Source organism: Kitasatospora sp. NPDC034023, from assembly GCF_055575795.1.
Genome location: NZ_JBVIRY010000022.1, coordinates 54,830 through 81,364 on the forward strand (window position 1 = coordinate 54,830; position 26,535 = coordinate 81,364).

The following is a 26,535-nucleotide window of genomic DNA, read 5'->3' on the forward strand; positions in this document are numbered from 1 at the left end:
AGTCAAAAGTGATCAGGAATTAACAAGTCCTCCATGGTGCGGTCGTGACGATCGACTACCTGTGGTGCGGCCCGTGAAAGCCCTAGGCTCTGCGTCCATGGACGGATGGGTGGGGGCCTGGACCGGTGGGCGGGCGGCGGTCCACGTGGGCGACGTCGCGGACTTCAACGCGCAGTTCTTCGCCCCCGGCATGGACGCGGCGCAGCGCCTGCGCCGGCTGCGGCAGGCGCACCACTACGCCTGCCTGGCCGTCTGCTACAGCCCCGAACCGGCGCTGCTGGTACTGCCCGCCGAGGTCGCCCCGGAGTGGACCGACTGGCTGGCCCGGGAGTTGGCCTGGGGCCCGGTCGAGGTGCACAGCGGCGTCGCGCCGGACCGCACGGTCGCCGAGGCGCTCGCCGCCCGCCCCGCCCTGGCCGCGCGGATCGCCGACTCCGGCCGCCCGGTGGTGCGTTGGGGCCGGACCGCCGCGCAGGGCGAGGGGCCCGAGCTGGCCGCCGTCCGACGCTACGAGTCCAAGGCCGCCGCGCACGACCTTTTCGCCGCCCTCGCCCCCGGGCACCCCGGGATCCGCCTGCCGGACCAGGAACGCCCGGCGGGCCGGCGCCGGGCCGCCCGCCGGCTGACCGTCCGCGCCGTCCGGGGTCTGACCACCGTCCTGAAGAGCCCGTACGGCGTCGGCGGCTACGGCACCGTCGTGGTCGAGCCCGCCGACCTGTTCGCCGCCGGCGGCGGCGGGGCGCTGCTGCGGCGGCTGGTCCGGGCCGAGATCCTGCCGCCCGAGGGCGAGTTGCTGCTGGAGGAGTACGTGGATCCGGGCCCGGCCGCCCGGCTGCGCGACCTCACCTACGACGCGCTGGTCGGCCCGGACGGCACCGTCCACCCGGTCGGCACGGGCGTCATGGACGTGGCCGGCACCCAGTATCAGGGCGTGACCGTCGGCCCCGGCACGGTGCCGCGCGACGCCGCCGGGACGGCCCGCCGGTTCGCCCTGGCGGTGGGGGAGCGGCTGGCCGCCGAGGGCTACCGAGGCTGGTACGACGTCGACTTCGTCACCGACCGGCAGCGCCGGCTCGCCCCCACCGAGATCAACCTGCGGCTCACCGGCCCGGCCGCCGCCTTCGTGCTGCGCGCCCGCCTCGACGGGGTGCGCGGCCCGGGCCACCTGGTCCGCACCCTCGACGGGATGCCGCTCGGCGCCCGGCTGGCCCCGGCGGCGCTGCACGACCACCTGGAGCGGCTGCGGCCCCGCTGCGCCCGGCTCGGCGTGACGCTGCTACCGCTGATCCCGACGGCCTGCCACGAGCCGGAGCCCGTCGTCGGCCTCGCCCTCGCCGGGCGGGACGCCGAGGCGCTGGACGCGGCCGAGGCACTGGTCGCCGCCGCGAACGACGGGCTGGCCGGGATGTTCGAGGCGCTTCTCTGATGCTTCGTCAGCTCCTCGCGGCAGTACGTGGTTTGGTCAGTAGGAAGGTCACCACGACGGCCGCCGCCAGCATCAGCGGGACGTTGAAGACGAAGATCATCGTGGTCTCGCGCGGCCAGTCCGTGGCGGCGGTTAGCCGGTAGAGGTTGTCCTGCGGCCACCAGGAGGCGAGCAGCCAGAACACCGACAGGTGGGTGAGCACGGACAGCCGCACCGAGCGGCCCTGTCGCAGCACCGCCGGGAGGCCGAGGAACAGGAAGGCCATCCCGGCGCCGAAGGACAGGTTCTCGCACAGGTAGAGCAGCTCGAACCCGAGGTGGTAGTCGGAGGGCACCGCCGAGAGGTCCGTGGAGCCCGGGTAGAAGATGTTGGTGGTGACCCAGGCGAAGAGCGCCCCGAACACCGTCAGCGCCACGGCGGAGCAGCCCGAGTCGCTCCCCGAGCCGCCCCCGCCCCCGGCCTTGCCGCCGCCCTTCCGGGAGCCGGACGGGCGGGACCCGGCCTTCCGCGACCCGGCCGGGTGGGCCCCCGCCGTGTGGGACCCGGTCCAGCGGGACCCGGCCGGGCCCGAGCGGGCGGCGGTGTACGCCGGCACGGCCGGCAGCGGCAGGGCGGCGCGGTCCAACTTGCCCGCCCGGGTGCGCGGCAGCTCGGACAGCGGGACGACGGCGGCGGGCGCCGACCGGCCGTCGAGTTCCCTGCGCAGGTACTGCGAGAGCGACCAGCCGTCCCCGCCGTCCACTCCCGGCGCGGTCACCGCGTAGCCGACCAGCAGCCGCTGCCCCGGCGCGGGCTCCACCTCGACGACGGTCGCCTCCCGGACCGCCGGGTGCCCGCGCAGCGCCGCCTCGGCCCGGGCCGCCGCCCGGACCCGCTCCAGCACCGTGGTCGCCCGCTGCGCGCCGAGCGGCCCGACCACGGTCGCGGCCCGGGCGGTGAACTCCAGCACGCCGTCCGCCCGCAGCACCCCGAGGTCGCCGGTCAGCAGCACCCGCCCGTCCGGGTCGAAGTCCGCCCGCACGAAGCGGCGGACGGTGTCCACAGGGCGGTTGAGGTAGCCGCGGGTCAGGCCGCTGCCGGCGACGGCGATCTCGCCGAGCCGCCCCTGCGGCACCGGGGTGCCGTCCGGGCCCAGCACGTACACCCGGGTGCCGGGGAAGGGGCGGCCGACCAGCGAGACCCGCTCGGCGCCGTCGGCGGCGGCCGTGCCCTGCGCGTCGAAGTACGTGCTGTCCACGGTGGCCTCGGCCAGCCCGTAGACGTTCAGCACCCTGGTCCCCTGGCCGAGCAGGCGCTGCAGGCCCAACTGCTCGTCCAGGTACCACTTCTCGGCGCCCACGGTGAGCAGCCGAACCCCGGGCAGCGCGCCCTCGGCCGGGGTGCCGCCGGTCCCGGTGCCGCCGGTCCGGGCGCCGCCGCGCTGCGTCAGCAGGGCGGCCAGCCGGCGCGCGGTGCGGACGTTCAGCTCCAGTACGGTGATCCGCTCGGCGGCCACCAGCTCGGGCAGCAGGACGAGGTCGGCGGTGCGGTCCAGGGTGAGGTTGTACGGGGCGACGACCAGGGTGGCGCCGGTGCAGAGCGCGCGGACCCAGTCGGCGGTGAAGACGTCGAACTCCAGGCTCGCCGTCTGCAGGATCCGGTCCTCGGCGGTCAGCCCGTACACCGTGCGCCAACCCTCGTGGGCGGCCAGCAGGTTGCGGTGCTCGACCGGCGTCCCCAGGGGCAGGCCGGTGGAGCCGGAGGTGTAGAAGACGCAGGCGAGGTCCTCCGGCGCGACCAGGGGCGGCGCGAACGGCGCCTTCGGGCGCGCCGCCGAGTCCACGCAGACCAGTTGCGCGCCGCCCGCGTCCGCCAGCCGGACCCGGTGCGCCTCCTCCGTCACCACCAGGTCCGGCGCGGCGTCGGTGAGGACGTGCCGCAGCAGTGCGTCGGGCGCGCTCGGCTCCAGCGGCACGTACGCGGCGCCGGCCTTCAGCACGGCCAGCAGCGCCACGTACACCTCGGTGCCCCGGCCCAGCGCGACCGCCGCCCGGCCGCCCGGGGCCAGTCCGCGCTCGGCCAGCAGGGCGGCCAGCCGGTCCGCCCGCTCGTCGAGCTGCCCGTACGTCAGTTCGCGCTCGCCGCAGCGCACGGCCACCGCGGCCGGCGCCCGGCGGGCCTGCTCCTCGACCAGCCCGTGCAGGGTGTCGGCCCGCCCGGTATCCACGCCCATCCCGCGTCCCCCTCGTCCCCGCGTCCCGCGTCCCCGCGTCCCTGGTCCCCGCGTGCCTTCGAGACGTCCCCTCGAAGGCACGATCCTCCTCCCAACTCCCTTCAGGCAACAGAGTTCTGGCACGTCCACCCGTCGGACGGACCGACCCCGCCCCGGCCGACAGTTGTACTCTGCACGCGGACGGACGGCGCCGGACCGTCCGGTGCGGCGCCCCGCCCGCACCCTGCCCGGCGCCGCGATCGGAGTCCCCCCACCGTGAGTTCCCCCACCCCCTCGTTCGACGGCCCGCTGCTGCGCACCCGGGACGTGGACGTCGTGCGCGACGGCCGCCACCTGCTGCGCGGGATCAGCCTGGAGATCCGCCCCGGCGAGCACTGGGCGCTGCTCGGCCCCAACGGGGCGGGCAAGTCCACCCTGCTCGCCCTGCTCGGCGCGGTCTCCCACCCCACCCGCGGCGAGGTCGACGTGCTCGGCCGCCGGCTCGGCCGGGTCGACATCCGCGAGCTGCGCGCCCACCTCGGGCACGTCAACCCGCGCCACCCGCTGCGCTCGCCGCTGACCGTCCGCGAGGTGGTCCTGACCGGGCACACCAACACCATCGAGCCCGAGCCGCACCGCAAGCCGGCTCCGGAGGTGCTCGAGCGGGCCGAGCGGCTGATCGAGACGCTCGGCATGCGCGCGATGGCCGAGGCCCCGTGGACCACCCTCTCCCAGGGCGAGCGCGGCCGGGCCCTGATCGCCCGCGCCCTGATGCCCAGCCCCCGCCTGCTGCTGCTCGACGAACCCGCCACCGGGCTGGACCTCACCGCCCGCGAACTGCTGCTCGACAGCCTGGACCTGCTGCGCCACCAGCACCCGGACCTGGCCAGCGTGCTGGTCACCCACCACCTGGAGGAGCTGCCGGAGAGCACCACCCACGCCCTGCTGCTGCGCGGGGGCGAGTGCGTGGCCGCCGGGCCGGTGGACGAGGTGATGACGACCGAGCTGATCAGCGCGACCTTCGGCCACCCGATCCGGATCAGCCGCCAGGAGGGCCGCTGGACCGCCCGGGCCGCCGCGCGCCGCACACCGGGAAGGTAACGGTTCAGGGGGGTGGGTGTAGACGTTCGGACATCCTTACGTAAGGTATGCCTTAGCTAACGACGGGGCCCGCCCCGCCGACCACCGCACTGCCTTGGCACTCCCATGCCCTTTTCCGTTGGAGCCCGCATGTCCGCCCGTCGCCGTTCCACCGCAGCAGCGTTGCTCTCCCTCGCCGTGGCGACCGCAACCCTGGCCGGCTGTTCGTCCAAGAGCGACGACAAGGCGGGCTCCTCCGACGCGGTCAAGGTGAACGCGAGCGACAGCGCCTGCGAGGTCTCCAAGACCACCTTCCCGGCCGGCCACGTCGTCCTGGACATCAGCAACAAGGGTTCCAAGACCACCGAGGTCTACGTCTACGGCGACGGCGACAAGATCATCACCGAGCGCGAGAACATCGGCCCGGGCACCAAGGCCAGCATCAACGCCGAGATCAAGGCCGGCTCGTACGAGGTCGCCTGCAAGCCCGGAATGGTCGGCGACGGCATCCGCCAGAAGATCACCGTGACCGGTGACAGCGGCAGCGCCGCGCCCGCCGACCCGCGCCTGGCCGCCGCCGTCGACGCCTACCGCACGTACGCCCAGGAGCAGGCCGACGCCACCATCCCGGCCGTCGAGGCCTTCGCCGCCGCCATCAAGGCCGGCGACCCGGAGAAGGCCAAGTCGCTGTACGCGGCCTCGCGCACCGGCTGGGAGCGCACCGAGCCGGTCGCCGAGAGCTTCGGCGACGTCGACCCCAAGACCGACACCCGCGAGGACAAGGTCGAGGTCGGCCAGCAGTGGACCGGCTGGCACAAGCTGGAGAAGTCGCTCTGGGCCGACGCCAAGATCGGCGACGACGAGAAGAAGCTCGCCGACCAGCTCGTCAACGACCTCAAGGACTGGCAGAAGAAGATCCCCGCGGCCGAGATCACCGCGACCAGCATGGCCAACGGCGCCAAGGAACTGCTGGACGAGGTCGCCACCAACAAGATCACCGGCGAGGAGGACCGCTACAGCCACACCGACCTGGCCGACTTCCAGGCCAACGTCGAGGGCGCGCAGAAGGCCTACGAGCTGCTGAAGCCGGTCGCCTCCGAGAAGGACCCGGAGCTGGCCAAGACCCTGGACTCCGAGTTCGCCGCCATCAACGCCCTGCTCGCCAAGTACAAGCAGGCCGACGGCACCTTCACCTCCTACGACAAGGTCACCGAGGCCGAGCGCAAGACCTTCTCCGACGCGGTCAACTCGCTGGGCGAGCCGCTGTCGAAGCTGGCCGCCGCCGTGGTCGTCAAGTAACCGGCGACCCGCCACCGGAAGCACCCACCCCACCGACGCCGCGGCGGCCCGACCGGCCGCCGCGGCATCCGTGAGTCCGCGCACAGCAGTTCAACGCACAGCAGTTCAACGCACAGCAGTTCAGCACCCCACAGCAGTTCAGCACCGCACAGCACGCCGAGCAGATCAGTACCGAGAAGGGCCCGCCCGCCGATGGACGCCGAGAACGAGCAGCAGAACGGGACGCCGGCCACCACCGACGCCACCACCGACGCCACCGCGACCAAGGGCGCGGTCAGCCGGCGCGCCGTCATCGGCTGGGCCGGCGCGGGCGTCGCGCTCGGTGCCGCCGCCGTCGGCTCGGTCGCCGCGGCCACCCGTCAGGACGACCCCGCCCCGGTGGCCGCCGCCCCGGCCGGCGCCGAGGTGCCGTTCTACGGCGAGCACCAGTCCGGCATCGCCACCCCGGTCCAGGACCGGCTGCACTTCGCCGCCTTCGACATCTCCGAGAAGGCCACCCGGGAGTCCCTGGTCAAGCTGCTCAAGGAGTGGACCAAGGCCGCCGCCGCCATGACCGGCGGCCGCGAGGTCGGCACCGGCGCCGCCACCGGCCTGCCCGAGGCGCCCCCGGACGACACCGGCGAGGCCCTCGGCCTGCCCGCCTCCCGGCTCACCCTCACCATCGGCTTCGGCCCGAGCCTGTTCGAGAAGGACGGTGTGGACCGCTTCGGCCTGCAGGCCAAGCGCCCCGAGGGCCTGATCGACCTGCCGAACTTCAAGGGCGACAAGCTCGACCCCACCCGCAGCGGCGGCGACATCTGCGTCCAGGCCTGCGCCGACGACCCGCAGGTCGCCGTGCACGCGATCCGCAACCTGGCCCGCATCGGCATGGGCACCGTCAACATCCGCTGGTCCCAGCTCGGCTTCGGCAAGACCTCCTCCACCACCCCGGACGCGCAGACCCCGCGCAACCTGATGGGCTTCAAGGACGGCACCCACAACATCGCGGGCACCGACACCGCGAAGCTCGCCGACCACGTCTGGGCCGCCCCCGGCGACGGCCCCGAGTGGATGACCGGCGGCTCCTACCTGGTCGCCCGGCGGATCCGGATGCACATCGAGACCTGGGACCGCACCTCGCTCAAGGAGCAGGAGGACGTCTTCGGCCGCACCAAGGGTGAGGGCGCCCCGTACGGCAAGGCCAAGGAGCACGACGCACCCGACCTCAAGGCGATGCCCGCCGACTCCCACGTCGCGCTCGCCCACCCGGACGCCAACAACGGCCTGATGATCCTGCGCCGCGGCTTCTCCTTCACCGACGGCACCGACGGCCTCGGCCGTCTGGACGCCGGTCTGTTCTTCCTCGCCTACCAGCGCGACACCCGCAAGGCCTTCGTGCCGCTGCAGACCCGCCTGGCGGCGAGCGACAAGCTCAACGAGTACATCCAGCACGTCGGCTCCGCCCACTTCGCCTGCCCGGCGGGCGTGCGCAAGCCGGGGGAGTGGTGGGGCCAGGCCCTGTTCGGCTGACACCCCGACCGCGTTCCCCAGTACCACCTCGACACCCCAGGAGCCCGCGTGTTCGGCAACTACCTGATCGGCCTGCGCGAAGGCCTCGAAGCCAGCCTCGTCGTCTGCATCCTGATCGCCTACCTGGTCAAGACCGACCGCCGGGACAAACTGCCCCCGGTCTGGCTCGGCGTCTCCGCCGCCGTGGTGCTCTCGATGGCCTTCGGCGCGGTGCTGCAGTTCGGCTCCTCGCAGCTCACCTTCGAGGCCCAGGAGGCGCTCGGCGGCTCGCTGTCGATCATCTCGGTCGGCCTGGTGACCTGGATGGTGTTCTGGATGCGGCGCACCGCGCGACACCTGAAGACCGAGCTGCACGGCAAGCTGGACGCGGCGATCGCGATGGGCACCACGGCCCTGGTCGTCACCTCCTTCCTGGCCGTCGGCCGTGAGGGCCTGGAGACCGCGCTGTTCATCTGGTCGGCCGTGCAGGCCACCGGCGACGGCTGGAACCCGCTGATCGGCGCCGCGCTCGGCCTGCTCACCTCGGTGGTGCTCGGCTGGCTGTTCTACCGCGGCGCGCTGAAGATCAACCTGGCCAGGTTCTTCACCTGGACCGGCGCGATGCTGGTCGTGGTCGCGGCCGGCGTCCTCGCGTACGGCGTGCACGACCTGCAGGAGGCCGGCTGGCTGCCCGGCCTGCACAGCACGGCCTTCGACATCTCCAGCACCATCCCCAAGGACAGCTGGTACGGCACCCTGCTGAAGGGCGTGTTCAACTTCCAGCCCGACCCGACGGTGCTGCAGCTGGTCGTCTGGCTCCTCTACCTGATCCCGACGCTGGCCGTCTTCTTCAACGTCCTCGGCGGCGGCAGCGGCAGCAAGAGCGAGCCCGCCAAGCCCGCCGCCGCCAAGCCGGCCGCCTGACCAGGCAGGTCGCGCCCCACCCCACCACACCTCACCGCCCCGCCCGGCACCCGCCGGGCGGGGCGGTTTCGTCATGAGTCCGTCACAGCCGGAACCGGTTCGGTCGTGGGCGGCGTGCTGGGGGTGGAAGTGCCGATCGCGTACCCGTGGGGGGAACATGACCGTTCGTAGGCCTGCCAGGCTCGCGGCCGCCGGTGTGACGGCGCTCGCCGCCGCCGTGCTGCTGACCGCGTGCAACGACGACGCCGGGACGGGGGCGCAGCCGGCGCCGACGGTGACCGTCACCGCGACGACGCCCGCCGCGCCGACGAGCGCCGGCAAGGTGACCGTCCCCGGGGCGACACCGACCGGGCCGATGGTGACCCAGTCGGCCGGCGCGCGGTGCAAGGCCGACGAACTCGAAGCCACCGTCCAGCTCCAGGACGCCGGTTCGGCGATGCTGATCCTCACCAACAAGGGCAGCCGGAGCTGCACCCTGTTCGGCTACCCGGGATACGGCGGACTGCGGCCCGACAACAGCGCGGACACGATCGCGGTCAAGCGGGAGGCGCACCCCGGACCGCCGACCGCGGCCACCCTGAAGCCGAAGACGAGCGCCTTCGCGGGCCTCAAGTGGAACTCCTGCGACAAGGCCGACCCGAGCTGCCACGTGGTCGCCGGTCTGCAGCTCACCCCGCCGGACGAGACCAAGCCGCTGACCACCGAGGTGATCGGCCTGGACGGCAAGCCGGTCGTCCAACTGCTGGTCTCCGCGGCCGGGCTCACCACCGGCTCGCTGCAACCCTCCAACCAGGGCGTGGTGTTCGCCGGGCCGTGACGCGATCACATGACGACGCGATCACGTGACGACGCGATGACGCGATGAGGCGACCAGGTGATGACGTGATGACGTGACGACGCGAAGGAGCCCCCCGGGGCGGTCCGTTCGGACCGCCCCGGGGGGCTCCTGTCGGTGCGCCGCCCGGGCTATTCGCTCTTGATGGCGTCCAGGATGTCCAGCTTCGCGGCCTTGTGGGCCGGCCAGAGCGCGGCCAGCAGGCCGACCACGGCGGCCGCCAGCAGGAAGCAGAGGATCTGCACCGGCGGGACCTCGGTGGTCAGGCCCTTGAAGGTGTCCGCGAGGGTGCGCAGGCCCGCCCAGGCGACCACGATGCCGAGGGCGACGCCGACCAGTCCGCCGAACAGGGCGATCAGCAGCGACTCCAGCCGGACCATCCGGCGGATGCCGAGCCGGTCCAGGCCGATCGCCCGCAGCATGCCGATCTCCCGGCGGCGCTCGAACACGGACATCGCCATGGTGTTGACCACACCGAGCACCGCGATGACCACGGACATCCCGAGCAGCCCGTACATCATGTTCAGGATGTCGGTGACGATCTGGCGGTTCTCCGCCTTGATGTCCTTCTCGCCCTTGACGGCGATCAGCGGGTTGCCGCCGGTGGCGTCGCGCAGCGCCTGCTTCAGCTTCGCGGTCGGGCCGTCGGTGCCCTTGACCAGGACCTTGTTCGGACCGGTGCCGGGCGCGGCGTGCGGCCCGACCACGGCGTCGGGGGCGACGATCCCGGCCAGGGCGCTGTTGGGCTCCTGCACGGCGCCGACGGTCAGCGAGGCCTTGGTGCCGTCCGGGTAGGTGACGGCGAGGGTGTCGCCGACCTTGTAGCGGCTGTTCCCGGAGGAGCCGGCGCTCACCAGCAGCTTGCCCTGCTTGAGGGCGTCCGCGTCGCCCTCCTTGACCTTGACGGTCGCCAGCTGGTCGATGCCGGCGGCGTCCACGCTCGTCAGCCACTCGGTGTCGGCGCCGTCCGCGGTCCCGGGGACGGCGGTACCGGCCGCTCCGGTCGCGCCGATCGTCACCGGGACGGTGCGGTCCACGCTCATCGCGCTGACGCCGGGCACCTTGGCGATCTGGGTGGCGACCTCGGGGGAGAGCATCGAGTAGTTCTGCATGGTGACCGTGAAGTCGGCCTTGAGGTCGCTCGCGGTCGCCCTGTCGACGGCCTTGTTCACCGAGGCGCCGACCACGGTCAGCGCGGTGATCAGGGTGACGCCGATGGTCAGCGCCGAGGCGGTGGCGGCGGTGCGGCGCGGGTTGCGGATCGCGTTCTCCTTGGCCAGCCGGCCCGGGGTGCCGTACAGCCCGCGCAGCAGCGGGGCGAACAGTGCGATCAGCGGCCGGGACAGCAGCGGGGTCAGCACGAACACGCCGATCAGCAGCGCGCCCGCGCCGGCGCCGACCAGCTTGACCTCCTTGCTCGCCGCACCCGCCGCCAGGCCGGCCGCGCCGGCCAGGGCGAGGACCAGGCCGATGGTGTTGCGGACCACCAGGCTCTTCTGGGTGGCGGGCTGCTCGGCCGAGCTCATCGCCGCCACCGGCGCGATCCGGGAGGCGCGGCGGGCCGGCAGCCACGCGGCGAGCAGGGTGACCAGGACACCGACCGCGATCGCGGCGATGACCGTGCCCGGGGCGATCACCAGCGGACCGTCCGGCAGGTTGGCCTCCAGCGGGCCGTTCAGCAGCGCCCGGAGTCCGGCGGCGATCCCGATGCCGACGGCCAGACCGGCCACCGAGGCGGTCAGGCCGACCAGGCCCGCCTCGATCTTGACGGAGCGGGTGATCTGCTTGCGGCTGGCGCCGATGGCGCGGAGCAGGGCCAGTTCCTTGGTGCGCTGGGCGACCAGCATGGTGAAGGTGTTGGCGATGATGAAGATGCCGACGAAGAGCGCGATGCCCGCGAAGACCAGCAGGGCGGTGCTCATGCCCTTGGTGCCCTGTTGGATCATCCGGTCCTGCTCGTCGGCCAGTTCGCGGCCGGTCCTGGCCTCGATGGTGTCGCCGTGCGGGACGGCCTGCTTGACGGCGGTGAGCAGCGCGGAGTCGTCGGTGCCCGGCTTGGCCTTGACGTCCAGCTCGCCGAAGCGGCCCGGGGTCAGGTAGAGCTGCTGGGCGGTGGCGCTGTCGAAGGCGGCCAGCGAGCCGCCGGCCGTCACGCGCGGGTCGTTGGTGCGCAGGGTGCCGGTGAGCTTGAGTTCCATCACCGGGCCGTTGACGGCCACCCGCACCGTGTCGCCGACCTTGTAGGAGCCCTTCTCGGCGGTCTTGGCGTCGAGCGCGATCTCGGTGGCGTTCTTCGGGCCGCGTCCCTCGACCAGCGGGTAGCGCGGGTCGGTGCCGTCGGCGCCCGGCACGTAGTTGGTGCCGGTGGTGGAGAAGCCGTTGCCGATCAGCGCGCCCTTCTTGTCGGCGATGCCGGCGAAGCCGCTGATCACGCCGCGGGCCTCGGCCACGCCGGGCAGCGCGGCGACGGCCTTGCGGGTGTCCTCGGTGAGGGTGGGGCCGGTGCCGGCCTTGCCGCCGTGGTCGTAGCCGCGGCCGACCGCCTCCCGGTCGCTGACCGTGACGGCGATGTCGGTGTAGCTCTTGGAGTTCTGGGACCTGAGCGCGCTGCCGAGCGTGTCGGTGAAGACGAGCGTGCCGGCCACGAAGGCGGTGCCGAGCATGACGGCGAGTGTCGTCATCAGCAGTCGGCCCTTGTGGGCCAGCACATTGCGCAATGCGGTGCGGAACATGAGGGGTTGTCAGTCCTGGGATGCTCGTTGGGACGGGTGGCTTCGGGGCTTCGGGTTGTCGCGGTGTCAGCTGGTGTGGCCCCTAGCTGGTGCGGCCCTTGGCGTCGAAGCGGCGCATGCGGTCCAGGACGGTGTCGGCGGTGGGGGTGTGGAGTTCGTCGACGATGCGGCCGTCGGCGAGGAAGACGACGCGGTCGGCGTAGGAGGCGGCGACGGGGTCGTGGGTGACCATGACGACGGTCTGGCCGAGTTCGCGGACGGAGTTGCGCAGGAAGGTGAGGATCTCGGCGCCGGAGCGGGAGTCGAGGTTGCCGGTGGGTTCGTCGGCGAAGATGATGTCGGGCTTGCCGGCGAGGGCGCGGGCGCAGGCGACGCGTTGCTGCTGGCCGCCGGAGAGCTGGGAGGGGCGGTGGCTGAGGCGGCCGGAGAGGCCGACGGTGTCGACGACGCGGTCGAGCCAGGGCTTGTCGACCTTGCGGCCGGCGATGTCCATGGGGAGGGTGATGTTCTCCAGGGCGGTCAGCGTCGGGAGGAGGTTGAAGGCCTGGAAGATGAAGCCGATGTGGTCGCGGCGCAGCTGGGTGAGCTGCTTGTCCTTGAGGCCCACGAGTTCGGTGTCGCCGATGGTGGAGGAGCCGGAGCTGACGGTGTCGAGGCCTGCCATGCAGTGCATGAGGGTGGACTTGCCGGAGCCGGAGGGGCCCATGATGGCGGTGAACTCGCCCTGGGGGAAGGTCACGCTGACGTCGTCGAGGGCGACGACGCGGGTCTCCCCCTCCCCGTAGACCTTGTTCAGGCCGGTGGCGCGGGCGGCCGCCAGGCCGGTACGGACGGCGGTTGCGGGGAACGTCACGTGGACTCACTCCTGGGGACGGAAAAGCGGAAAATCTGACTCGTATCCATCCTCCCAAGGTGTTCTTCTGCGATGTGTATGCCGACGGGACGGTCGGCCCCCGCCGACCCGGCGGGGTGGCGGGGGAACTCTCCTCCTCAGGTATGACGTGATCCCTGAGGGGTGCCACCTTCCCCTATTCGACCGCCACGCCGAAGGCCGTCGCCAACCCGGCCAGACCGTTCGTCACCGACCGGCCCGACGGGTTGAACTCCCAGCCGCCGCCCGCCCGTCGGAAGGCGCCCAGCAGCATCGCGCTGTCCGGCACCCCACCGGTGGTGCCCGCCCAGTCGGCCGGACCGGCGGCGCCCGGCCCGTACGCGGCGGCGACGGCCAGCCCGTGCACGTACCCGAGCGGCAGGGCCGGGGGCTCCTCCTCCTCGGTGGAGACGGCGACCACCACCTCGTCGACCGCGGCCGGCAGCCGGTGCAGGTCCAGGGTCAGCCGGGCCGCCCGGGTCGGCTCGCCCGGCACCGAACGGGTGGGGTGCAGACGGACGGCGCCGTCCGGATCCTGCGGACTGTTGAAGAACACGAAGTGCTCGTCGCTCAGCACCCGGCCGCCGGCACACAGGAAGACGGTGACGTCCAGCTCCACCGCGTCCCCGGCGGCCGTCCGGCTCTGCCAGCTCACCGTGAGCGCGCTCTCCCGCCCGGCCGGCTCGGCCTCCGCCGGCTTGACGCCCGCAGCGCCCGCGGCGGCCGAGGTGCCCCCGCCGAGCCGGCCGCGCAGGCCCTGCTCGGCCAGCAGCTCGACCAGCTCCGGGCCGCTCACCAGGGTCAGCGGCTTGCCCTCGATGTAGCTGTACGAGCCGCGGCCGAAGCCCGCCGTGGTGACCAGGATGCCCTTGATCGCGCCGTGGTGGCGGACCGTGGACTCCAGGTCGCGCACGGCCGTCGGCGGGACGGTCTTCTTGTAGCGCTTCGCCTGGATCACGATCTTGCCGCCGGTCACCGGGTCCAGGTCCTCGGCGACCACGTCCACCCCGACGTCGCCGCTGCGGGCCGTGGTCATCACCCGGAAACCGCGCAGCCGGAACAGCTCGGCGATCAGGTCCTCGAAGTCCAGCGGATCCATCGCGAACAGGTCCGGCTCGTCCTCGCCGCCGTGCCCGGCCAGGATCCCGCCGACCGTCTCCGGCCGCCGGTCCGGCCGCACCTCGTCCAGCCGCTCCGGGCGCGCCGACAGTCGGCCGCCCAGAGCCTGGAAGCACTCCACCGCGTCCACCCGGTCCAGTGCCAGCCCGGCGAACCCGGCCCGGGTCGCGGTCAGCGTCGACACGAAACGCTCGGCCTCCCGGCCGGTCGCCGGGTCGATGCCGAGGACGAAACCGTTCAGCACCACCGAGTCCAGCAGCCCGTCCCGGTCCGCCCGGAACACCTCCGCCACCACCCGCAGCGCCGACTGCGCCAGGACCTGCCGGTACAGCGCCTTGCGCTCCGTCGCCGGGCGGGCCACCTCGGCCTCGCGGTCGTCCGACTTCACGTACCGCACCCGGGCGGCCGCCGGCACCACGTCCGAGCCCGGCAGCTCCCAGTTCACCACCAGCTGCCGGCCCGCCCCGTCGAAGGCCGCCACCAGCCGGTGCGGGAAGCCCTCCGGCCAGGCCGCCGAGGCGTACAGGCCCGCCGTGAAGTACTCCTGCACCGCCTCCGGCTCACCCGCCCGCAGCCGCCGCAGCAACTCCTCGGTCCGCGCGCCCCGCTCCTCCTCCTGGCGGCGGAACTGCTCCGCCCAGGCCAGGTACTCCCCGTGGAACGCCCTCAGCCGGCGCTGCCGGTCCGCCTCCCGCGCCTGCGCCGCGTACCAGTCCTGCTCGAACCGGGCCCGGGCCTGGGCGAGGTACTGCTCGTACTGGCGCCGCACCCCCGGATTGCGCGCCTGCACCGGATCCGGCGGCGGCACGAAATAGGCGGCGGACGCCTGGTCCGGCAGCTCCACCGGCTCACCCAGCGGCCCCGGATCGAACGGCGGCACCGCGCTCGGCGCCAGCAGCGCCTGCGGACCGAACGCCGGCGCGGCCAGCCCGGAAGCCAGCAACCCCTTCAACTCCTCGACCCGGGCGTCCAGTTCGGCCGTCCGCCGGGCGACCTCCGCCTCCCGCGACTGCTGGTACGCGCGCTGCGCCTCCCGCTCGTCCCGGGCGGCCGCCCGCTGCGCCTCGCGCTGCTCCCGCTCCCGCCGACGCTCCTCCGCCGCCTCGGCGCGCCACCGGGCCTCCTCCCGGCGCTGCTGCTGCCGCTGCGCCTCCGCCCAGATCGCCAGCACACCGCTGCTCCGCCGCCCCGACACCGTCCACCCCATTCGCCTCGCACCGACCCTCGGGCCCGGCCGCGTGACGTCGCCTCCCGGCCACGCCGCCGACCGCGCCCGCCACAATAGAACGTGGACACCCCACCCGGCCAAGCCCCCGCGACCTGCGAGGCTCCCCGCCGACGCCCGGCCCCGTGCGCGCCGGGCCCTGACGCCTCATCGGCCCCCGCCCCGCCGCCCCGCCGCCGTCGGGCGTGAGCCCGGCGGTCCTGCCGGTGCGCCGGGCCGCCTCACTCCGCCGGGGCGGCGTACCAGCGCCACTCGGTGCGCTGCGGGCGGCCCGGGAAGGAGGTGCGGCCGGTGGCCCAGAGGAGGGCGGGCCAGGGGGCGTCGGTGATCGAGACGTCGGGGAAGAGCCGGGCGAGGGTGCGTTCGCAGAGGTCGGCGGGCGGGGTCCAGGGGAGTCCGAGGCCCTGGGCGACGTCGTGGAGGTGGACCAGGGTCTCGACCAGGCTCATGGCCACGAAGCCGGTCGGATCGGCGAGCCCCCACGGGTGGTGGGCGCGGGCCTGCGGCGGGGCGGCGCGGGCGACGGCGACCATCAACCCGCCACTGGCCTCCAGGACTTCGAGCAGTCCGTCCACCCCGCTGTCCGGTTCGGCGCGGACGAAGTTGTTCGGGCCGCCCGGCGCGCGGCGGGTCGCCACGAAGGGGACGTACCGGTCGCGCGGCGGCCGCGCCGGGCCGAGCTGCGCGGCGTACGCGAGGAGGTCGTCGGCGAGGTGCTCGACGGTCTCCCAGCAGCTCCAGCCGAGCGTGCCGGCCGGGCGCGACCAGTCGGCGTCGGCCGGCGCGCCGCGCAGGGCGTCGACGGCGAGCCGGAGGGCGAGGGCGAGGTCGTCCGGAGTGGGGGATTCGATCACGCCCCGACGCTAGCAGCGCCTCGGGCCGTCGGCCACGGATTCACATCCCCGGGCGGGCGGGGAGCTGAATCACCGTTGTCGGTGGCGGCAGGTAGCCTCACCTGGTCGAGCACCAACAGGGAGGGACGCCCGTGACGATCCCCGCACCGCAGCACCCGGAGCGCCCCGGGGGCTGGGTCTCCACCGGCCTGAGCTGGAAGGACGGCCACGCCGTGCTCGGCGCCGTGCGCGGCGCCCAGGTGCACGAGCGTGCGGTGGCGCCGGGTACGGAGGTCGGCTGGCTGCTCGGCGGCCCGCGGCGCTGCACCGGGGCCTGGCTGGTCGGGGCGACGGAGCGCACGCCCTGCCCGCACCACTCGGTGATCGATCCGGACGGCGGCGCGACGCAGTGCCCGGCCTGCCAGAGCGTGGACCGCGGCCTCGCCCTGGCGCGGGACCAGATCCTCGACGACGGCCGCACCTACCTGCTCTACCTCGCCTGGTTCGGCGAGGGCCTGCTGAAGGTCGGCCTGACCGCCGAGCAGCGCGGCGACAGCCGGCTGCTCGAACAGGGCGCGCTGGCCTACGCGTTCACCGCCCGCGGCGGCCTGCCCGCGGTGCGCCGCGCCGAACTCACCGTCGCCGCCTCGGGCCTGGCCCGCGAGCGGTACAAGTCCCGGCTGAAGGCCGACCACTGGTGGTCGCACGGCGACGCCGCGCACCGCCGTACGGTGCTCACCGAGGCCCGCGCCCAGGCGCACCGGCTGCTGGACGGCCACGCCGTGGAGCTGCTCGCCGACCCTCCGGTGGTGGACCACGTGGAGCGCTACGGCCTGGCGGGCGGCGCCCCGGAGGCCTACCGGGAGATCGCCGGACTGGCCGACGGCGCGGTGGTCACGGGCCGGCTCCGGCCGCCGATCGGCAAACACCTGTTCCTCGACCAGGCGGACGGCTCCGGCCCGCTGCTGCTGGACACCCGCCGCCTCACCGGCTGGACGCTCACGCCCGTCTCCGGCCGCCCGTCCGAGGGCCTGGCCCTGCGGGAGCGGGTCCGCCCGCCGGAGCCGGACACCCAGGAGGCGCTGTTCTGAGTCGGGCGGACCGCTCCTGACCAGCCTGGTTGCGTAGGGAAACGCGTCCAGGTCGACGCCGGGTTCATCGGACCGATCGGCCTTCCCGCCCGAACCACGCCCCGGGCCCCAGGCTGACCAGGGCCAGGTCCGTCTTCCCTTCGCGGGAAGGCCGATCCGACGCGCCCGTTGAGCCTGCCTAAACAAGCGTTCCGCCATCCTGCCTTGTTGATGTTGCTCCTGGACAGCAGGGTGGTCATGCACGCAGGTCCCGCTCGTCCGGTCGTTCCCTTCGGCTGCCGAGCCGGTGGCAACCTGCGCTCCGAGGCCGTCCCGGGCGCCCCGCCGTACGTGCCGGCCGAGGACGACGGCCGCTGGCGCAGCGCCGCCGCCCAGAACACCAGGGTCATCGATCCCGAGACCCTGCCCGCAGACCGAGTCCTGTCCAGGGGGAGTACAACCATGACAATCGCCGCATCCGCACCGCCCGTCACCGCCGAGCCCGTCCCGCTCAGGCGGTGGCTCGCCGTCGTGTCCGTCGCGGTCGGCACGTTCGTGCTGGTGACCGTCGAGTCGCTACCCGTGGGACTGCTCCCCTTCATCGGCGGGGCACTCGATGTCTCCCCGGGGACGGCGGGTCTGATGGTGACGGTCCCCGGCCTGGTCGCCTCCGCCACCGCACCGCTGCTCCCGGTGGCGATCGGGCGCCTGGACCGGCGGATCGTCCTGCTCTGGCTGATCGGCTTCATGGTGGCGGCCAACGGACTGTCGGCGCTGGCCCCCGACTTCGCTGTCCTGCTGGCCTCGCGTTTCCTCGTCGGCGTCAGCATCGGCGGCTTCTGGGCGCTGGCCACGGGCATCGCGGTACGCCTGGTTCCGGAGCGGTCGGTCCACCGGGCCGTCTCCGTGGTGTTCGGCGGAGCGACGGCCGCCAACGTCCTCGGGGTGCCCGCCGGGACACTGATCGGCGGGCTCGCCGACTGGCGGGTGGCGTTCGTGGCCGTGGGAGGGCTCGGCATGCTCGTCCTGGGCGCCCTGTTCCTGCTGTTGCCCCCGATGCCCGCCGAGCAGGCCGTTCGGCTGCGCACGTTGCCGGAGCAGTTCCGCAACCCCGTCGTGCGCGCGGGTGTCATCGCCACGTTCGTTCTGGTGAGCGGCCACTTCGCCGCCTTCACCTTCGTCAGCCCGATCCTGCAGCAGGTGTCCGGCATCGACGAGGCGATGGTCGCACCCCTCCTGCTCGGCTTCGGCGCCGCGGGTATCGTCGGCAACTTCCTGGCCGGCGCGGCCGCGGGGCGCAACGTCCGGGCGACCGTCATCACCATCGGCGCCCTGCTGACCCTGATCCTGGCGGCCTTCCCCCTCGCCGGCCGCACCCCCGGCGGCGGCGTGGTCCTGCTGATCGGCTGGGGCCTGGTCTTCGGCGGAGTTCCGGTCAGTGTCCAGACGTGGATCCTCAAGGCGGCGCCCGACTCGACCGAGGCGGCCACCGCCCTGAACACCTCCGTGTTCAACCTGGCCATCGCGCTCGGCGCGCTGTTCGGCGGGGCCGTCGCCAACCAGACGGCCATCAGCGGTGTCCTGGCGACCGGGGCGGCTCTCACCGCCCTCACCGCCACGGCGCTCTGGACCACACGAAAGAGCTGACCACACGGACACCGCGGACCCGGAAGGCCTCCATCACGGCAGGACCGGAAGGGCCTGCGGCGTCGTCCGGCCGATGGCGGCTTCGACCGGGAGTGGCGGATTCCTGTACGGGCCGCGTGATCTTCTCTACAGTGAAGCCCGCCACATCTCAAGATCAACGGGGGCAACGCGATGGAGAGCCAGAACGTCCTGATTTCGGGAGCCGGTGTCGCCGGGACCACGCTCGCCTACTGGCTTCGCGATCACGGCTTCACCCCGACCGTGGTCGAGCGTGCGCCCGGGATCCGCCCCGGCGGGTACAAGATCGACATTCGTGGGGCCGCCCTGGACGTGGTCGAGAGGATGGGGATCCTGGAGGAGGTCCGGCGCAACAGGACCGACGTGCTGGGGGCCTCGATCGTCAATGCCAAGGGCAAGCGGGTCAAGAGCATGGACGCCGACAGCCACGGCGGCCGGGTGAGCGGCGATGCCGAGATCATGCGCGGGGACCTCACCCGCATCCTGCACGACCTGACCAAGGACGACGTCGAGTACCGCTTCGACGACTCCATCGCCCGCCTGGTGGACGGCACCGAGGGTGTCGAGGTGACCTTCGAGAGTGGAGAGACCCGCACCTTCGACCTCGTCGTCGGCGCGGACGGCCTGCACTCCGCCACCCGAGCCCTCGCCTTCGGCCCGGAGGAGCAGTTCCTCCAGGACATGGGGTACGGGGTCGCCATCTTCAGTGTGCCCAACCATCTCGACCTGGACCGCTGGGAGCTCACCTATGTCGGTCCCGGGCGCACGGCACTGACGTACACCACCGCCCGGGACGCCGGCGCCAAGGCGATGTTCCTCTGGGCCGCGGACACCCTGACATACGACCGCCGCGACACCGACGGCCAGAAGGGGCTCCTTCGCGAGGCGTACGCCGACGAGGGCTGGGAGGTCCCCCGGTTCCTCGACGCACTGCCCACGACGCCCGACTTCTACTTCGACTCGCTCACCCAGGTCCGTATGGACAGCTGGTCCAACGGCCGGGTGGCACTGGTCGGGGACGCGGCCTACTGCGCCTCCCCTGCCTCCGGGCAGGGGACGAGCCTTGCCCTGGTGGGGGCCTACGTCCTGGCGGGTGAACTGGCCGACGCCAAGGGCGACATCGGGGGCTTCACCTCGTACGAACACCAGATGCGCGGCTTCGCCGAGGCCAACCAGAAGCTCGGCCCGGCCAACATCAAGCACATGGTCATGCGGACCCGGGGTCAGGTCCGGTTCTCGATGGCCATGCTCTCGCTCCTCCAGCACCTGCCGGGCAAGGACCGCATGATGGCCAAGGTCCTGGAACCGATCCAGCGGGCGGCCAACGCCATCGAGCTCAAGACCTACTGATACGACTCCGACCCGCGCTGCACCGCGCGTCGCGTTCAGTGCCGGTGGTGGGCGTGAACCGCCGCGTGGCCGCGCCCGCGACCGATCATCCGTCCGTCGACCGGAACGGTCGGGACGATCGCGCCGGCGGGCGAGCCCGCCGGCGCGATCCGGAACAGGACGTCGCCGAGGCCGGGTTCATCGAACCCGGGGGTGGTCAGGGCAGGCGTCGTACCGGGGAGACCCGGCGGATGTGGATGATGACGTCGAAGGCTTCGGCCAGCGAGGCGACGGCCAGGTATTCGGCGGCGTCGTTGTCCGGGGTGTAGACGCCGCTGATGACCCGGGCTTTCGCCGGTCCGTCCCACTGGCGGCGTACGTCCTCGTGACGCAGATCCAACCAGCGGGCGGGCAGGTCCGTCTCGCCGAGCTTCGCGTCGACCAGGTCCGCGGCCGGGTCCGGGACGACGGCCACGCCGAGGTCGCCGTGATGGAAGCCGATCGCCACGGAGACGTACTGCGCGCCGTAGCGCTTGCGCAGCAGGCTGCCGACGGTGGCCTGCGGACCACGGTCGGGTGCCAGACCGAGCACCGTCCCGGTCGCCGACGTGTGCGCGATGCCGTCCCAGTAGACGGTGCGCAGACCGGTCCGGCCCAGGGAGTCGGCGACGACCTCGGACCACGCCTCGGCCTCGCCCGCGTAGCTGCCACGCCCGGCCACGCTGTGCTCGTGGAAGGACACGATCAGCCGCATCCTCGCGACCGCGTCGTCGGCACCGGGGAGGGGTTCGACCAACGCGAGTGCGTCGCGGGCGTGTTCGGTGAACGGCCGGCCCGGGTGGACTCCCCGCGCGCGCTGCACGTGCTCCTCGGTCTCGTGGGCGGTGCGGATGGGGTCCAGGTGGGCCGCCACCCGGGCGAGCCTCTCCGGCGCCGACGCGCGCACATGTGCCAGGACGGCGTCGTAGTCGGCGGGCGCAGCCTGGACCGGCTTGACGCCGAAGATCCGGACCGGATCGTCCGCGTGGTCCCGGTTGAACGCCCGGATCCACTCCAGGGCGGTGACCATCTCGGCGGTGCGCCACGGCTTCCAGGCGCCGGCCAGCGCGGCCGCGGCCGTGCCCTCCCCACCGAGCACGTACCCGTCGAGGGCGGCGGCGGCACCCACGTTGTCCTGGACGGCCAGCGCGCGGAAGCCGTGGTGCCGGACCAGCCGGCGGAACAGCTGGTCCCGCACCCCGAAGGTCTCGCGGGAGAAGCGGGTGGACTCTCCGATGCCGACCACCGTGGCGGCGGCGAGCCGCCCGGCGATCCCGTCGAGCACGGCACCGGACAGCGGGAGGGCGTCGGCGTCGGCGGCGGGGTGCGGAGCGACGGGGACGGGGAGACGGCGGGAGGCGGTTTCGTTTGGCATGCGTAGAGCCTCAAACACGAAGTTGACTTGACGTCAAGGTGGTCAGGAACGGCCCTGGATGAGCTCGGGCGGCAGGACCGGCGGGTTGCCCTGGGTCCAGGTGATGTGCAGGTCGGCTCGCGTGAGCCGCCAGCCGTCGGCCGTACGGACCAGCTCGTTGACGGTGCGTCCGCCGGACAGGAAGAGGCTCTGGCCGGCGGCGAGTACGTGGGTGCTGAGCTGGTTTCCGCGCAGGGTGGCCCGGTCGTCGGCCACCTCGATGACGTAGTTGGAACCGAAGTGCACGGTGCGGTCGAAGAGATCGAGGGCGGTACGGACGTTGCCCAGGATGGCGTCCCGCCCCCGGACGTACCCGGCCGGGGTCTCGGTGCTGGCCTGCTCGGTGAAGAAGGACTCGGCCCATGCCTCGTCGAAGTGTCGGTCGTCGAGCGACCGGAGGTAGCGGTCGAAGAGGTCGGTGATCTCGGCGCGGTCGGTCAGGGCGCGGATCTCGGCGTGCAGCTTCTCGGTGTTCATGCGGCTCCCTTGAAACGTGATTCGTACCAACCCTGCAAGGTGACGGAGCCGCCGACAAGGCGTCATACTGGAACGTTTGTTTAGGCTGGTTCAACAACCGAGGAGAAGCGGTGCTGGAACGGGTGGAACTGGAAGCTTTCCTGGCGCTGGCTCAGGAACTGCACTTCGGGCGCACCGCCGAACGCCTGCATCTGACCACCGGCCGGATCAGCCAGAGCATCAAGAAGCTGGAGCGTCAGATCGGCACGCCGCTGTTCGAACGCACCAGCCGCTATGTCCGCCTCACCCCGGCCGGACAGCAACTCCACGACGATCTCCTTCCGGCCTACCAGCAGATCACGGCCGGGGTGGTGAAGGCGATCAACGCCGCGCAAGGCATTCAGAGCGTGCTGAGGGTCGGTTTCGTCGGTGCCGCCGCGGGACAACTCATGGTCCAGGCCGCGGAACTGTACGCCCAGCGCCACCCCGGCGCCCGGGCAGTACCCAGAGAGCTACAGATCGTCGACGGGTTCCCCCGGCTGCGCGACGGGGACGTGGACCTGCTCATCGTCTCCCTGCCCCACCAGGAGCCCGGGATGACCAACGGTCCGGTCCTGTTCTCCGAATCCCGGATGCTGGCCGTCCCCTCCGGCCACCCGCTGGCCCGCCGTGCCACCGTCTCGATGGAGGACCTCGTACACGTCAGGCTCCTCCAGGTGGCCAAGAGCGTCCCCGACTACTGGCGCACGGCGCGCACGCCCCTGCGGACCCCGGGCGGCCAACCCGTCGAGACCGGCCCGGACTTCGAGACGTTCCAGGAGGCCCTGGCCCTGATCGGCGCCGGCCACGGCGCCTTCGTGGTGGGCGCCCAGGCAGCCCTCTACTACGCCCGTTCCGACATCGTCTACGTTCCCCTCAGCGATGCGCCACCCCTGGAGTGGGTACCCACCTGGCTCGACTCGAACACGATCGACACGACCGCTCGCATCCACGCCTTCAACCGGACCGCCCAGGAGGCAGCCGCTCGGACGGGCGCGGACCCCGGCCGCTGACGCGCCGACGGCCATACGCCTTCCCGGCCCGGTCGCCGCAGGCCAGGCGAACTCCTTCCCGCAGGCTGTCTCCGAGCCCCGGAGGCCGGTCCGTTACTGGAGCTTGCTGCGCACCCCGCCCGGTCCCGAGCGGGCCCGGCGGGACAGCGGGGGCCGGGACGGGCGGACGTCGTGGCGCGTGCCCGGGTCGGCGGCCTCGGCGGCCCGCCGGGCGAGCGCGGCCCGGGCGGCGGCCAGGGCGACGCGGGCGAGCAGCGGGTCCTCCCGGACACCGGCCTCGTGCTGGGCGCGCTGGCAGTGGGCGCACCAGACGGGCGAGGCCGGCCCGTCCGGGTACACCATGCTCTCGGGCGGCAGGTAGTGCCCACCGCACTCGACGCACTCGAAGACCAACCTCATCCGACGATCACCGTCCCGGATCCGTGGCACCGACCACAGGGCGACCAGAACTCGTGGACCCTGGGCACCATGCTTCCTTCCTCGTCCAGTTCGACCGTTGCCTCGGTCTTCTGGGTCCCCCCGGACCCGCCGCAGCCGGAACAGGACTGAACCTCGGGCATATGCCGTCCCTCCCTGGCGGAGCACCACCGTAGCGCGATTTTCCGCCCGGGAGCACCGCTCGGGACGATCCACCACCCGTACGGGGAGCGCGAACTGGCGCCGCACGCCCTGCCGGGACGGGGCCGGCCCCTCGCGCGAGCACCAGCGCGAGGGGCCGACGGTCGGTGGGCCCGACCGCATGTGGGGGAGTGCCGGGGGCGTGTCAGCCGCGGGCGGCCCGCAGGAACTCCCGGTTCATCGCCGCGATGCTGGGCAGCGGGATGCCCTTGGGGCAGGCGGTGGCGCACTCGCCGGTGTTGGTGCAGCCGCCGAAGCCCTCGGCGTCCATGGCCGCGACCATGTTCCGCACCCGGGACGCCCGTTCCGGCGCGCCCTGCGGGAGGACGTTGAGGTGGACGACCTTGGCGGAGGTGAAGAGCATCGCCGAGCCGTTCGGGCAGGCCGCCACGCAGGCGCCGCAGCCGATGCACTCGGCGTGCTCGAAGGCGGTGTCGGCGGCGTCCTTGGGGACGGGCGTGGCGTGCGCCTCGGGCGCGCTGCCGGTGGGGGCGGTGATGTAGCCGCCGGAGCCGATGATCCGGTCGAAGGCCGAGCGGTCCACGACCAGGTCCTTGACGACCGGGAAGGCCGCCGCCCGCCAGGGCTCGACGTCGATGGTGTCGCCGTCCTGGAAGTGCCGCATGTGCAGCTGGCAGGTGGTGGTCCGCTCGGGGCCGTGCGCCTGGCCGTTGATGACCATGCCGCAGGCGCCGCAGATGCCCTCGCGGCAGTCGTGGTCGAAGGCGACCGGCTGGTCGCCGCGGGTGATCAGCTCCTCGTTGAGGGTGTCGAGCATCTCCAGGAAGGACATGTCCGGGCTGATCCCGCTGACCCGGTAGGTGGTCATCGACCCAGGTGCGTCCGGGCCCGCCTGGCGCCAGATGCGCAGGGTGAGGTTCATGCGTAGCTCCGCTGGGTGGGGTGGACGTGGTCGAACTCGAGGGCCTCGCGGTGGAGGACGGGCGCCGCGCCGGTGCCGGTGAACTCCCAGGCGGCGGCGTAGGTGAACTCCTCGTCGCGCCGGGCGGCCTCGCCGTCGGGGGTCTGGCTCTCGGTGCGGAAGTGGCCGCCGCAGGACTCGGCGCGGTGCAGGGCGTCCAGGCACATCAGCTCGGCCAGCTCGAAGTAGTCGACGAGCCGGTTGGCCTTCTCCAGCGACTGGTTGAGCTCCTGCCCGGTGCCGGGCACCTTGATCCGGCGCCAGAACTCCTCGCGCAGCCGCGGGATCCGCTCCAGCGCCCGCTTCAGCCCGGCCGCGTCGCGGGCCATGCCGCACTCGTCCCAGAGCAGTTCGCCGAGTTCGCGGTGGAAGGAGTCCGGGGTGCGGTCGCCGTCGACGGCGAGGATCAGGTGGAGGCGGTCCTCGACCTCGGCCTCGGTCTCGGTGAGCACCGGGTGGTCGGCGGGTACGGCGGGCAGCGGGTGGCGGGCCAGGTAGTCGTTGAGGGTGGGCGGCAGCACGAAGTAGCCGTCGGCGAGGCCCTGCATCAGGGCGCTGGCGCCGAGCCGGTTGGCGCCGTGGTCGGAGAAGTTGGCCTCGCCGATCGCGAACAGGCCCGGGACGGTGGTCTGCAGGTCGTAGTCGACCCAGAGGCCGCCCATCGTGTAGTGGATCGCCGGGTAGATCCGCATCGGCACCCGGTACGGGTCCTCGGCGGTGATCCGCTCGTACATCTCGAAGAGGTTTCCGTACCTGGCCTCGACGGCGTCCCGGCCCATCCGGCGGATCGCGTCCGCGAAGTCCAGGTAGACGCCCTGGCCGCCGGGGCCGACGCCGCGGCCCTCGTCGCAGACGTTCTTGGCGGCCCGGGAGGCGATGTCGCGCGGCACCAGGTTGCCGAAGGACGGGTAGATCCGCTCCAGGTAGTAGTCCCGCTCCTCCTCCGGGATCTCGGCCGGCGGCCGGGTGTCGCCCTGGGCCTTGGGCACCCAGATCCGGCCGTCGTTGCGCAGCGACTCGCTCATCAGGGTCAGCTTGGACTGGTGGTCGCCGGAGCGCGGAATGCAGGTGGGGTGGATCTGGGTGAAGCACGGATTGGCGAAGTAGGCGCCGCGCCGGTGCGCCCGCCAGATCGCGGTGGCGTTGGAGTTCTTGGCATTGGTCGAGAGGTAGAAGACGTTGCCGTAGCCGCCGCTGGCGAGGACGACGGCGTCCGCGGTGTGGGAGCGGATCTCGCCGGTGACCAGGTCGCGGGCGACGATGCCGCGGGCCCGGCCGTCGACGACCAGCAGGTCCAGCATCTCGGTGCGCGGGTGGAGCTCCACGTTCCCGGCGGCGATCTGCCGGGAGAGCGCCTGGTAGGCGCCGAGCAGCAGCTGCTGGCCGGTCTGGCCGCGGGCGTAGAAGGTGCGGGAGACCTGGACGCCGCCGAAGGAGCGGGTGTCCAGCAGGCCGCCGTACTCGCGGGCGAAGGGCACGCCCTGGGCCACGCACTGGTCGATGATCTCCACCGACACCTGGGCGAGCCGGTGCACATTGGACTCGCGGGCGCGGAAGTCGCCGCCCTTGACGGTGTCGTAGAACAGCCGGCGGACCGAGTCGCCGTCGTTGCGGTAGTTCTTGGCCGCGTTGATGCCGCCCTGGGCGGCGATCGAGTGGGCGCGCCGGGGGGAGTCCTGGAAGCAGAACTGGACGACGTGGTAGCCCTGTTCGGCCAGGGTCGCGCCGGCCGCGCCGCCGGCCAGGCCGGTGCCGACCACGATCACGGTGTGCTTGCGCCGGTTCGCCGGGTTGACCAGCTTGGCGTCGAACCGCCGCTGGTCCCAGCGCTGTTCGATCGGCCCGGCGGGGGCCTTGGTGTCGGCGACCGGCTCGCCGAGCGTGTAGTCCAGGTAGCTGACGTCAGCACTGCTCACGTCAGCACTGCTCACTCCGCCGCTGCTCACT

General features: G+C 72.9%; 20 protein-coding genes. 10 read left to right on the forward strand and 10 right to left on the reverse strand.

What is annotated here, in order from left to right; translation table 11 throughout:
* The first annotated feature begins 97 nt into the window (after nucleotides 1-97).
* On the forward strand, nucleotides 98-1,426 hold the full coding sequence (locus tag ACZ52R_RS26765) for a hypothetical protein (protein ID WP_465754298.1): 1,329 nt from the start codon (nucleotides 98-100) through the stop codon (nucleotides 1,424-1,426).
* Nucleotides 1,427-1,433: 7 nt separating this feature from the next.
* Here the strand turns inward: ACZ52R_RS26765 and ACZ52R_RS26770 are convergent, their stop codons facing one another.
* On the reverse strand, nucleotides 1,434-3,638 hold the full coding sequence (locus ACZ52R_RS26770) for an AMP-binding protein (RefSeq protein ID WP_465754299.1): 2,205 nt from the start codon (nucleotides 3,636-3,638) through the stop codon (nucleotides 1,434-1,436).
* A 255-nt stretch (nucleotides 3,639-3,893) separates the two neighbouring features.
* Between ACZ52R_RS26770 and ACZ52R_RS26775 the strand changes: the two genes are divergently transcribed.
* The 5 genes from ACZ52R_RS26775 (at nucleotide 3,894) to ACZ52R_RS26795 (ending at nucleotide 9,225) form a co-directional block, all read left to right on the forward strand.
* Nucleotides 3,894-4,718: an ABC transporter ATP-binding protein gene (locus ACZ52R_RS26775; RefSeq protein WP_465754300.1), complete on the forward strand. Its 825-nt coding sequence runs from the start codon at nucleotides 3,894-3,896 to the stop codon at nucleotides 4,716-4,718.
* Between the two features lie 129 nt (nucleotides 4,719-4,847).
* Nucleotides 4,848-5,996 (forward strand): iron uptake system protein EfeO, encoded by a 1,149-nt coding sequence (gene efeO, locus ACZ52R_RS26780; RefSeq protein WP_465754301.1) that lies wholly within the window; start codon nucleotides 4,848-4,850, stop codon nucleotides 5,994-5,996.
* A gap of 192 nt (nucleotides 5,997-6,188) precedes the next feature.
* Nucleotides 6,189-7,505 carry an iron uptake transporter deferrochelatase/peroxidase subunit gene (gene efeB / locus ACZ52R_RS26785; RefSeq protein ID WP_465619068.1) on the forward strand — a complete coding sequence of 439 codons (1,317 nt, stop codon included), beginning with the start codon at nucleotides 6,189-6,191 and terminating at the stop codon, nucleotides 7,503-7,505.
* Between the two features lie 48 nt (nucleotides 7,506-7,553).
* Nucleotides 7,554-8,408, forward strand: coding sequence for an iron uptake transporter permease EfeU (gene efeU, locus ACZ52R_RS26790; RefSeq protein ID WP_465663241.1), 855 nt, complete (start codon nucleotides 7,554-7,556; stop codon nucleotides 8,406-8,408).
* A 157-nt stretch (nucleotides 8,409-8,565) separates the two neighbouring features.
* A complete protein-coding gene (locus tag ACZ52R_RS26795) occupies nucleotides 8,566-9,225 on the forward strand; it encodes a DUF4232 domain-containing protein (protein WP_465619072.1) in 660 nt (219 codons plus the stop codon).
* A gap of 149 nt (nucleotides 9,226-9,374) precedes the next feature.
* Here the strand turns inward: ACZ52R_RS26795 and ACZ52R_RS26800 are convergent, their stop codons facing one another.
* From ACZ52R_RS26800 to ACZ52R_RS26815, 4 genes are all read right to left on the reverse strand, one after another.
* On the reverse strand, nucleotides 9,375-11,975 hold the full coding sequence (locus ACZ52R_RS26800; protein WP_465754302.1) for an ABC transporter permease: 2,601 nt from the start codon (nucleotides 11,973-11,975) through the stop codon (nucleotides 9,375-9,377).
* Nucleotides 11,976-12,057: 82 nt separating this feature from the next.
* Nucleotides 12,058-12,828: an ABC transporter ATP-binding protein gene (locus tag ACZ52R_RS26805; RefSeq protein ID WP_465619076.1), complete on the reverse strand. Its 771-nt coding sequence runs from the start codon at nucleotides 12,826-12,828 to the stop codon at nucleotides 12,058-12,060.
* 175 nt (nucleotides 12,829-13,003) lie between these two features.
* Complete coding sequence (locus tag ACZ52R_RS26810; protein WP_465663243.1) at nucleotides 13,004-15,136, reverse strand: restriction endonuclease; 2,133 nt, start codon at nucleotides 15,134-15,136, stop codon at nucleotides 13,004-13,006.
* Nucleotides 15,137-15,411: 275 nt separating this feature from the next.
* Nucleotides 15,412-16,041: a maleylpyruvate isomerase N-terminal domain-containing protein gene (locus ACZ52R_RS26815; protein WP_465663284.1), complete on the reverse strand. Its 630-nt coding sequence runs from the start codon at nucleotides 16,039-16,041 to the stop codon at nucleotides 15,412-15,414.
* 134 nt (nucleotides 16,042-16,175) lie between these two features.
* Between ACZ52R_RS26815 and ACZ52R_RS26820 the strand changes: the two genes are divergently transcribed.
* From ACZ52R_RS26820 to ACZ52R_RS26830, 3 genes are all read left to right on the forward strand, one after another.
* Nucleotides 16,176-17,114 (forward strand): DUF2797 domain-containing protein, encoded by a 939-nt coding sequence (locus tag ACZ52R_RS26820; protein WP_465663244.1) that lies wholly within the window; start codon nucleotides 16,176-16,178, stop codon nucleotides 17,112-17,114.
* 441 nt (nucleotides 17,115-17,555) lie between these two features.
* Entirely contained in the window at nucleotides 17,556-18,740 is a 1,185-nt protein-coding gene (locus ACZ52R_RS26825) for an MFS transporter (RefSeq protein WP_465754303.1), read from the forward strand.
* A gap of 171 nt (nucleotides 18,741-18,911) precedes the next feature.
* Nucleotides 18,912-20,108: an FAD-dependent monooxygenase gene (locus ACZ52R_RS26830; protein ID WP_465754304.1), complete on the forward strand. Its 1,197-nt coding sequence runs from the start codon at nucleotides 18,912-18,914 to the stop codon at nucleotides 20,106-20,108.
* Nucleotides 20,109-20,304: 196 nt separating this feature from the next.
* Here the strand turns inward: ACZ52R_RS26830 and ACZ52R_RS26835 are convergent, their stop codons facing one another.
* Together ACZ52R_RS26835 and ACZ52R_RS26840 are read right to left on the reverse strand one after the other, a co-directional pair.
* Nucleotides 20,305-21,501, reverse strand: coding sequence for an erythromycin esterase family protein (locus ACZ52R_RS26835; RefSeq protein WP_465754305.1), 1,197 nt, complete (start codon nucleotides 21,499-21,501; stop codon nucleotides 20,305-20,307).
* Nucleotides 21,502-21,543: 42 nt separating this feature from the next.
* Nucleotides 21,544-22,017: a nuclear transport factor 2 family protein gene (locus ACZ52R_RS26840; RefSeq protein WP_465754306.1), complete on the reverse strand. Its 474-nt coding sequence runs from the start codon at nucleotides 22,015-22,017 to the stop codon at nucleotides 21,544-21,546.
* A gap of 110 nt (nucleotides 22,018-22,127) precedes the next feature.
* Here ACZ52R_RS26840 and ACZ52R_RS26845 point away from each other — a divergent pair, with 110 nt between their 5' ends.
* The gene (locus ACZ52R_RS26845; RefSeq protein ID WP_465619092.1) at nucleotides 22,128-23,048 is read left to right on the forward strand and encodes a LysR family transcriptional regulator; all 921 of its coding nucleotides are present in this window, start codon (nucleotides 22,128-22,130) and stop codon (nucleotides 23,046-23,048) included.
* 93 nt (nucleotides 23,049-23,141) lie between these two features.
* Here the strand turns inward: ACZ52R_RS26845 and ACZ52R_RS26850 are convergent, their stop codons facing one another.
* From ACZ52R_RS26850 to ACZ52R_RS26860, 3 genes are all read right to left on the reverse strand, one after another.
* Nucleotides 23,142-23,447, reverse strand: a complete 306-nt coding sequence (locus ACZ52R_RS26850; protein WP_465663247.1) for a hypothetical protein — start codon at nucleotides 23,445-23,447, stop codon at nucleotides 23,142-23,144.
* Between the two features lie 364 nt (nucleotides 23,448-23,811).
* Nucleotides 23,812-24,549, reverse strand: a complete 738-nt coding sequence (locus ACZ52R_RS26855; protein ID WP_360491526.1) for a succinate dehydrogenase/fumarate reductase iron-sulfur subunit — start codon at nucleotides 24,547-24,549, stop codon at nucleotides 23,812-23,814.
* Nucleotides 24,546-26,504 (reverse strand): fumarate reductase/succinate dehydrogenase flavoprotein subunit, encoded by a 1,959-nt coding sequence (locus ACZ52R_RS26860; protein WP_465619096.1) that lies wholly within the window; start codon nucleotides 26,502-26,504, stop codon nucleotides 24,546-24,548. The genes ACZ52R_RS26855 and ACZ52R_RS26860 overlap by 4 nt, the downstream gene beginning before the upstream one ends.
* Nucleotides 26,505-26,535: the final 31 nt, after the last annotated feature.

Excerpts from the sequence above, each read along its gene's own strand:
- ACZ52R_RS26765 (WP_465754298.1), top strand. The coding sequence starts at position 98 with ATGGACGGATGGGTGGGGGCCTGGACCGGTGGGCGGGCGGCGGTCCAC.
- ACZ52R_RS26770 (WP_465754299.1), bottom strand. The coding sequence starts at position 3,638 with ATGGGCGTGGATACCGGGCGGGCCGACACCCTGCACGGGCTGGTCGAG.
- efeO (WP_465754301.1), top strand. The coding sequence starts at position 4,848 with ATGTCCGCCCGTCGCCGTTCCACCGCAGCAGCGTTGCTCTCCCTCGCC.
- efeB (WP_465619068.1), top strand. The coding sequence starts at position 6,189 with ATGGACGCCGAGAACGAGCAGCAGAACGGGACGCCGGCCACCACCGAC.
- ACZ52R_RS26795 (WP_465619072.1), top strand. The coding sequence starts at position 8,566 with ATGACCGTTCGTAGGCCTGCCAGGCTCGCGGCCGCCGGTGTGACGGCG.
- ACZ52R_RS26800 (WP_465754302.1), bottom strand. The coding sequence starts at position 11,975 with ATGTTCCGCACCGCATTGCGCAATGTGCTGGCCCACAAGGGCCGACTG.
- ACZ52R_RS26825 (WP_465754303.1), top strand. The coding sequence starts at position 17,556 with ATGACAATCGCCGCATCCGCACCGCCCGTCACCGCCGAGCCCGTCCCG.
- ACZ52R_RS26830 (WP_465754304.1), top strand. The coding sequence starts at position 18,912 with ATGGAGAGCCAGAACGTCCTGATTTCGGGAGCCGGTGTCGCCGGGACC.
- ACZ52R_RS26835 (WP_465754305.1), bottom strand. The coding sequence starts at position 21,501 with ATGCCAAACGAAACCGCCTCCCGCCGTCTCCCCGTCCCCGTCGCTCCG.
- ACZ52R_RS26840 (WP_465754306.1), bottom strand. The coding sequence starts at position 22,017 with ATGAACACCGAGAAGCTGCACGCCGAGATCCGCGCCCTGACCGACCGC.
- ACZ52R_RS26850 (WP_465663247.1), bottom strand. The coding sequence starts at position 23,447 with ATGAGGTTGGTCTTCGAGTGCGTCGAGTGCGGTGGGCACTACCTGCCG.
- ACZ52R_RS26855 (WP_360491526.1), bottom strand. The coding sequence starts at position 24,549 with ATGAACCTCACCCTGCGCATCTGGCGCCAGGCGGGCCCGGACGCACCT.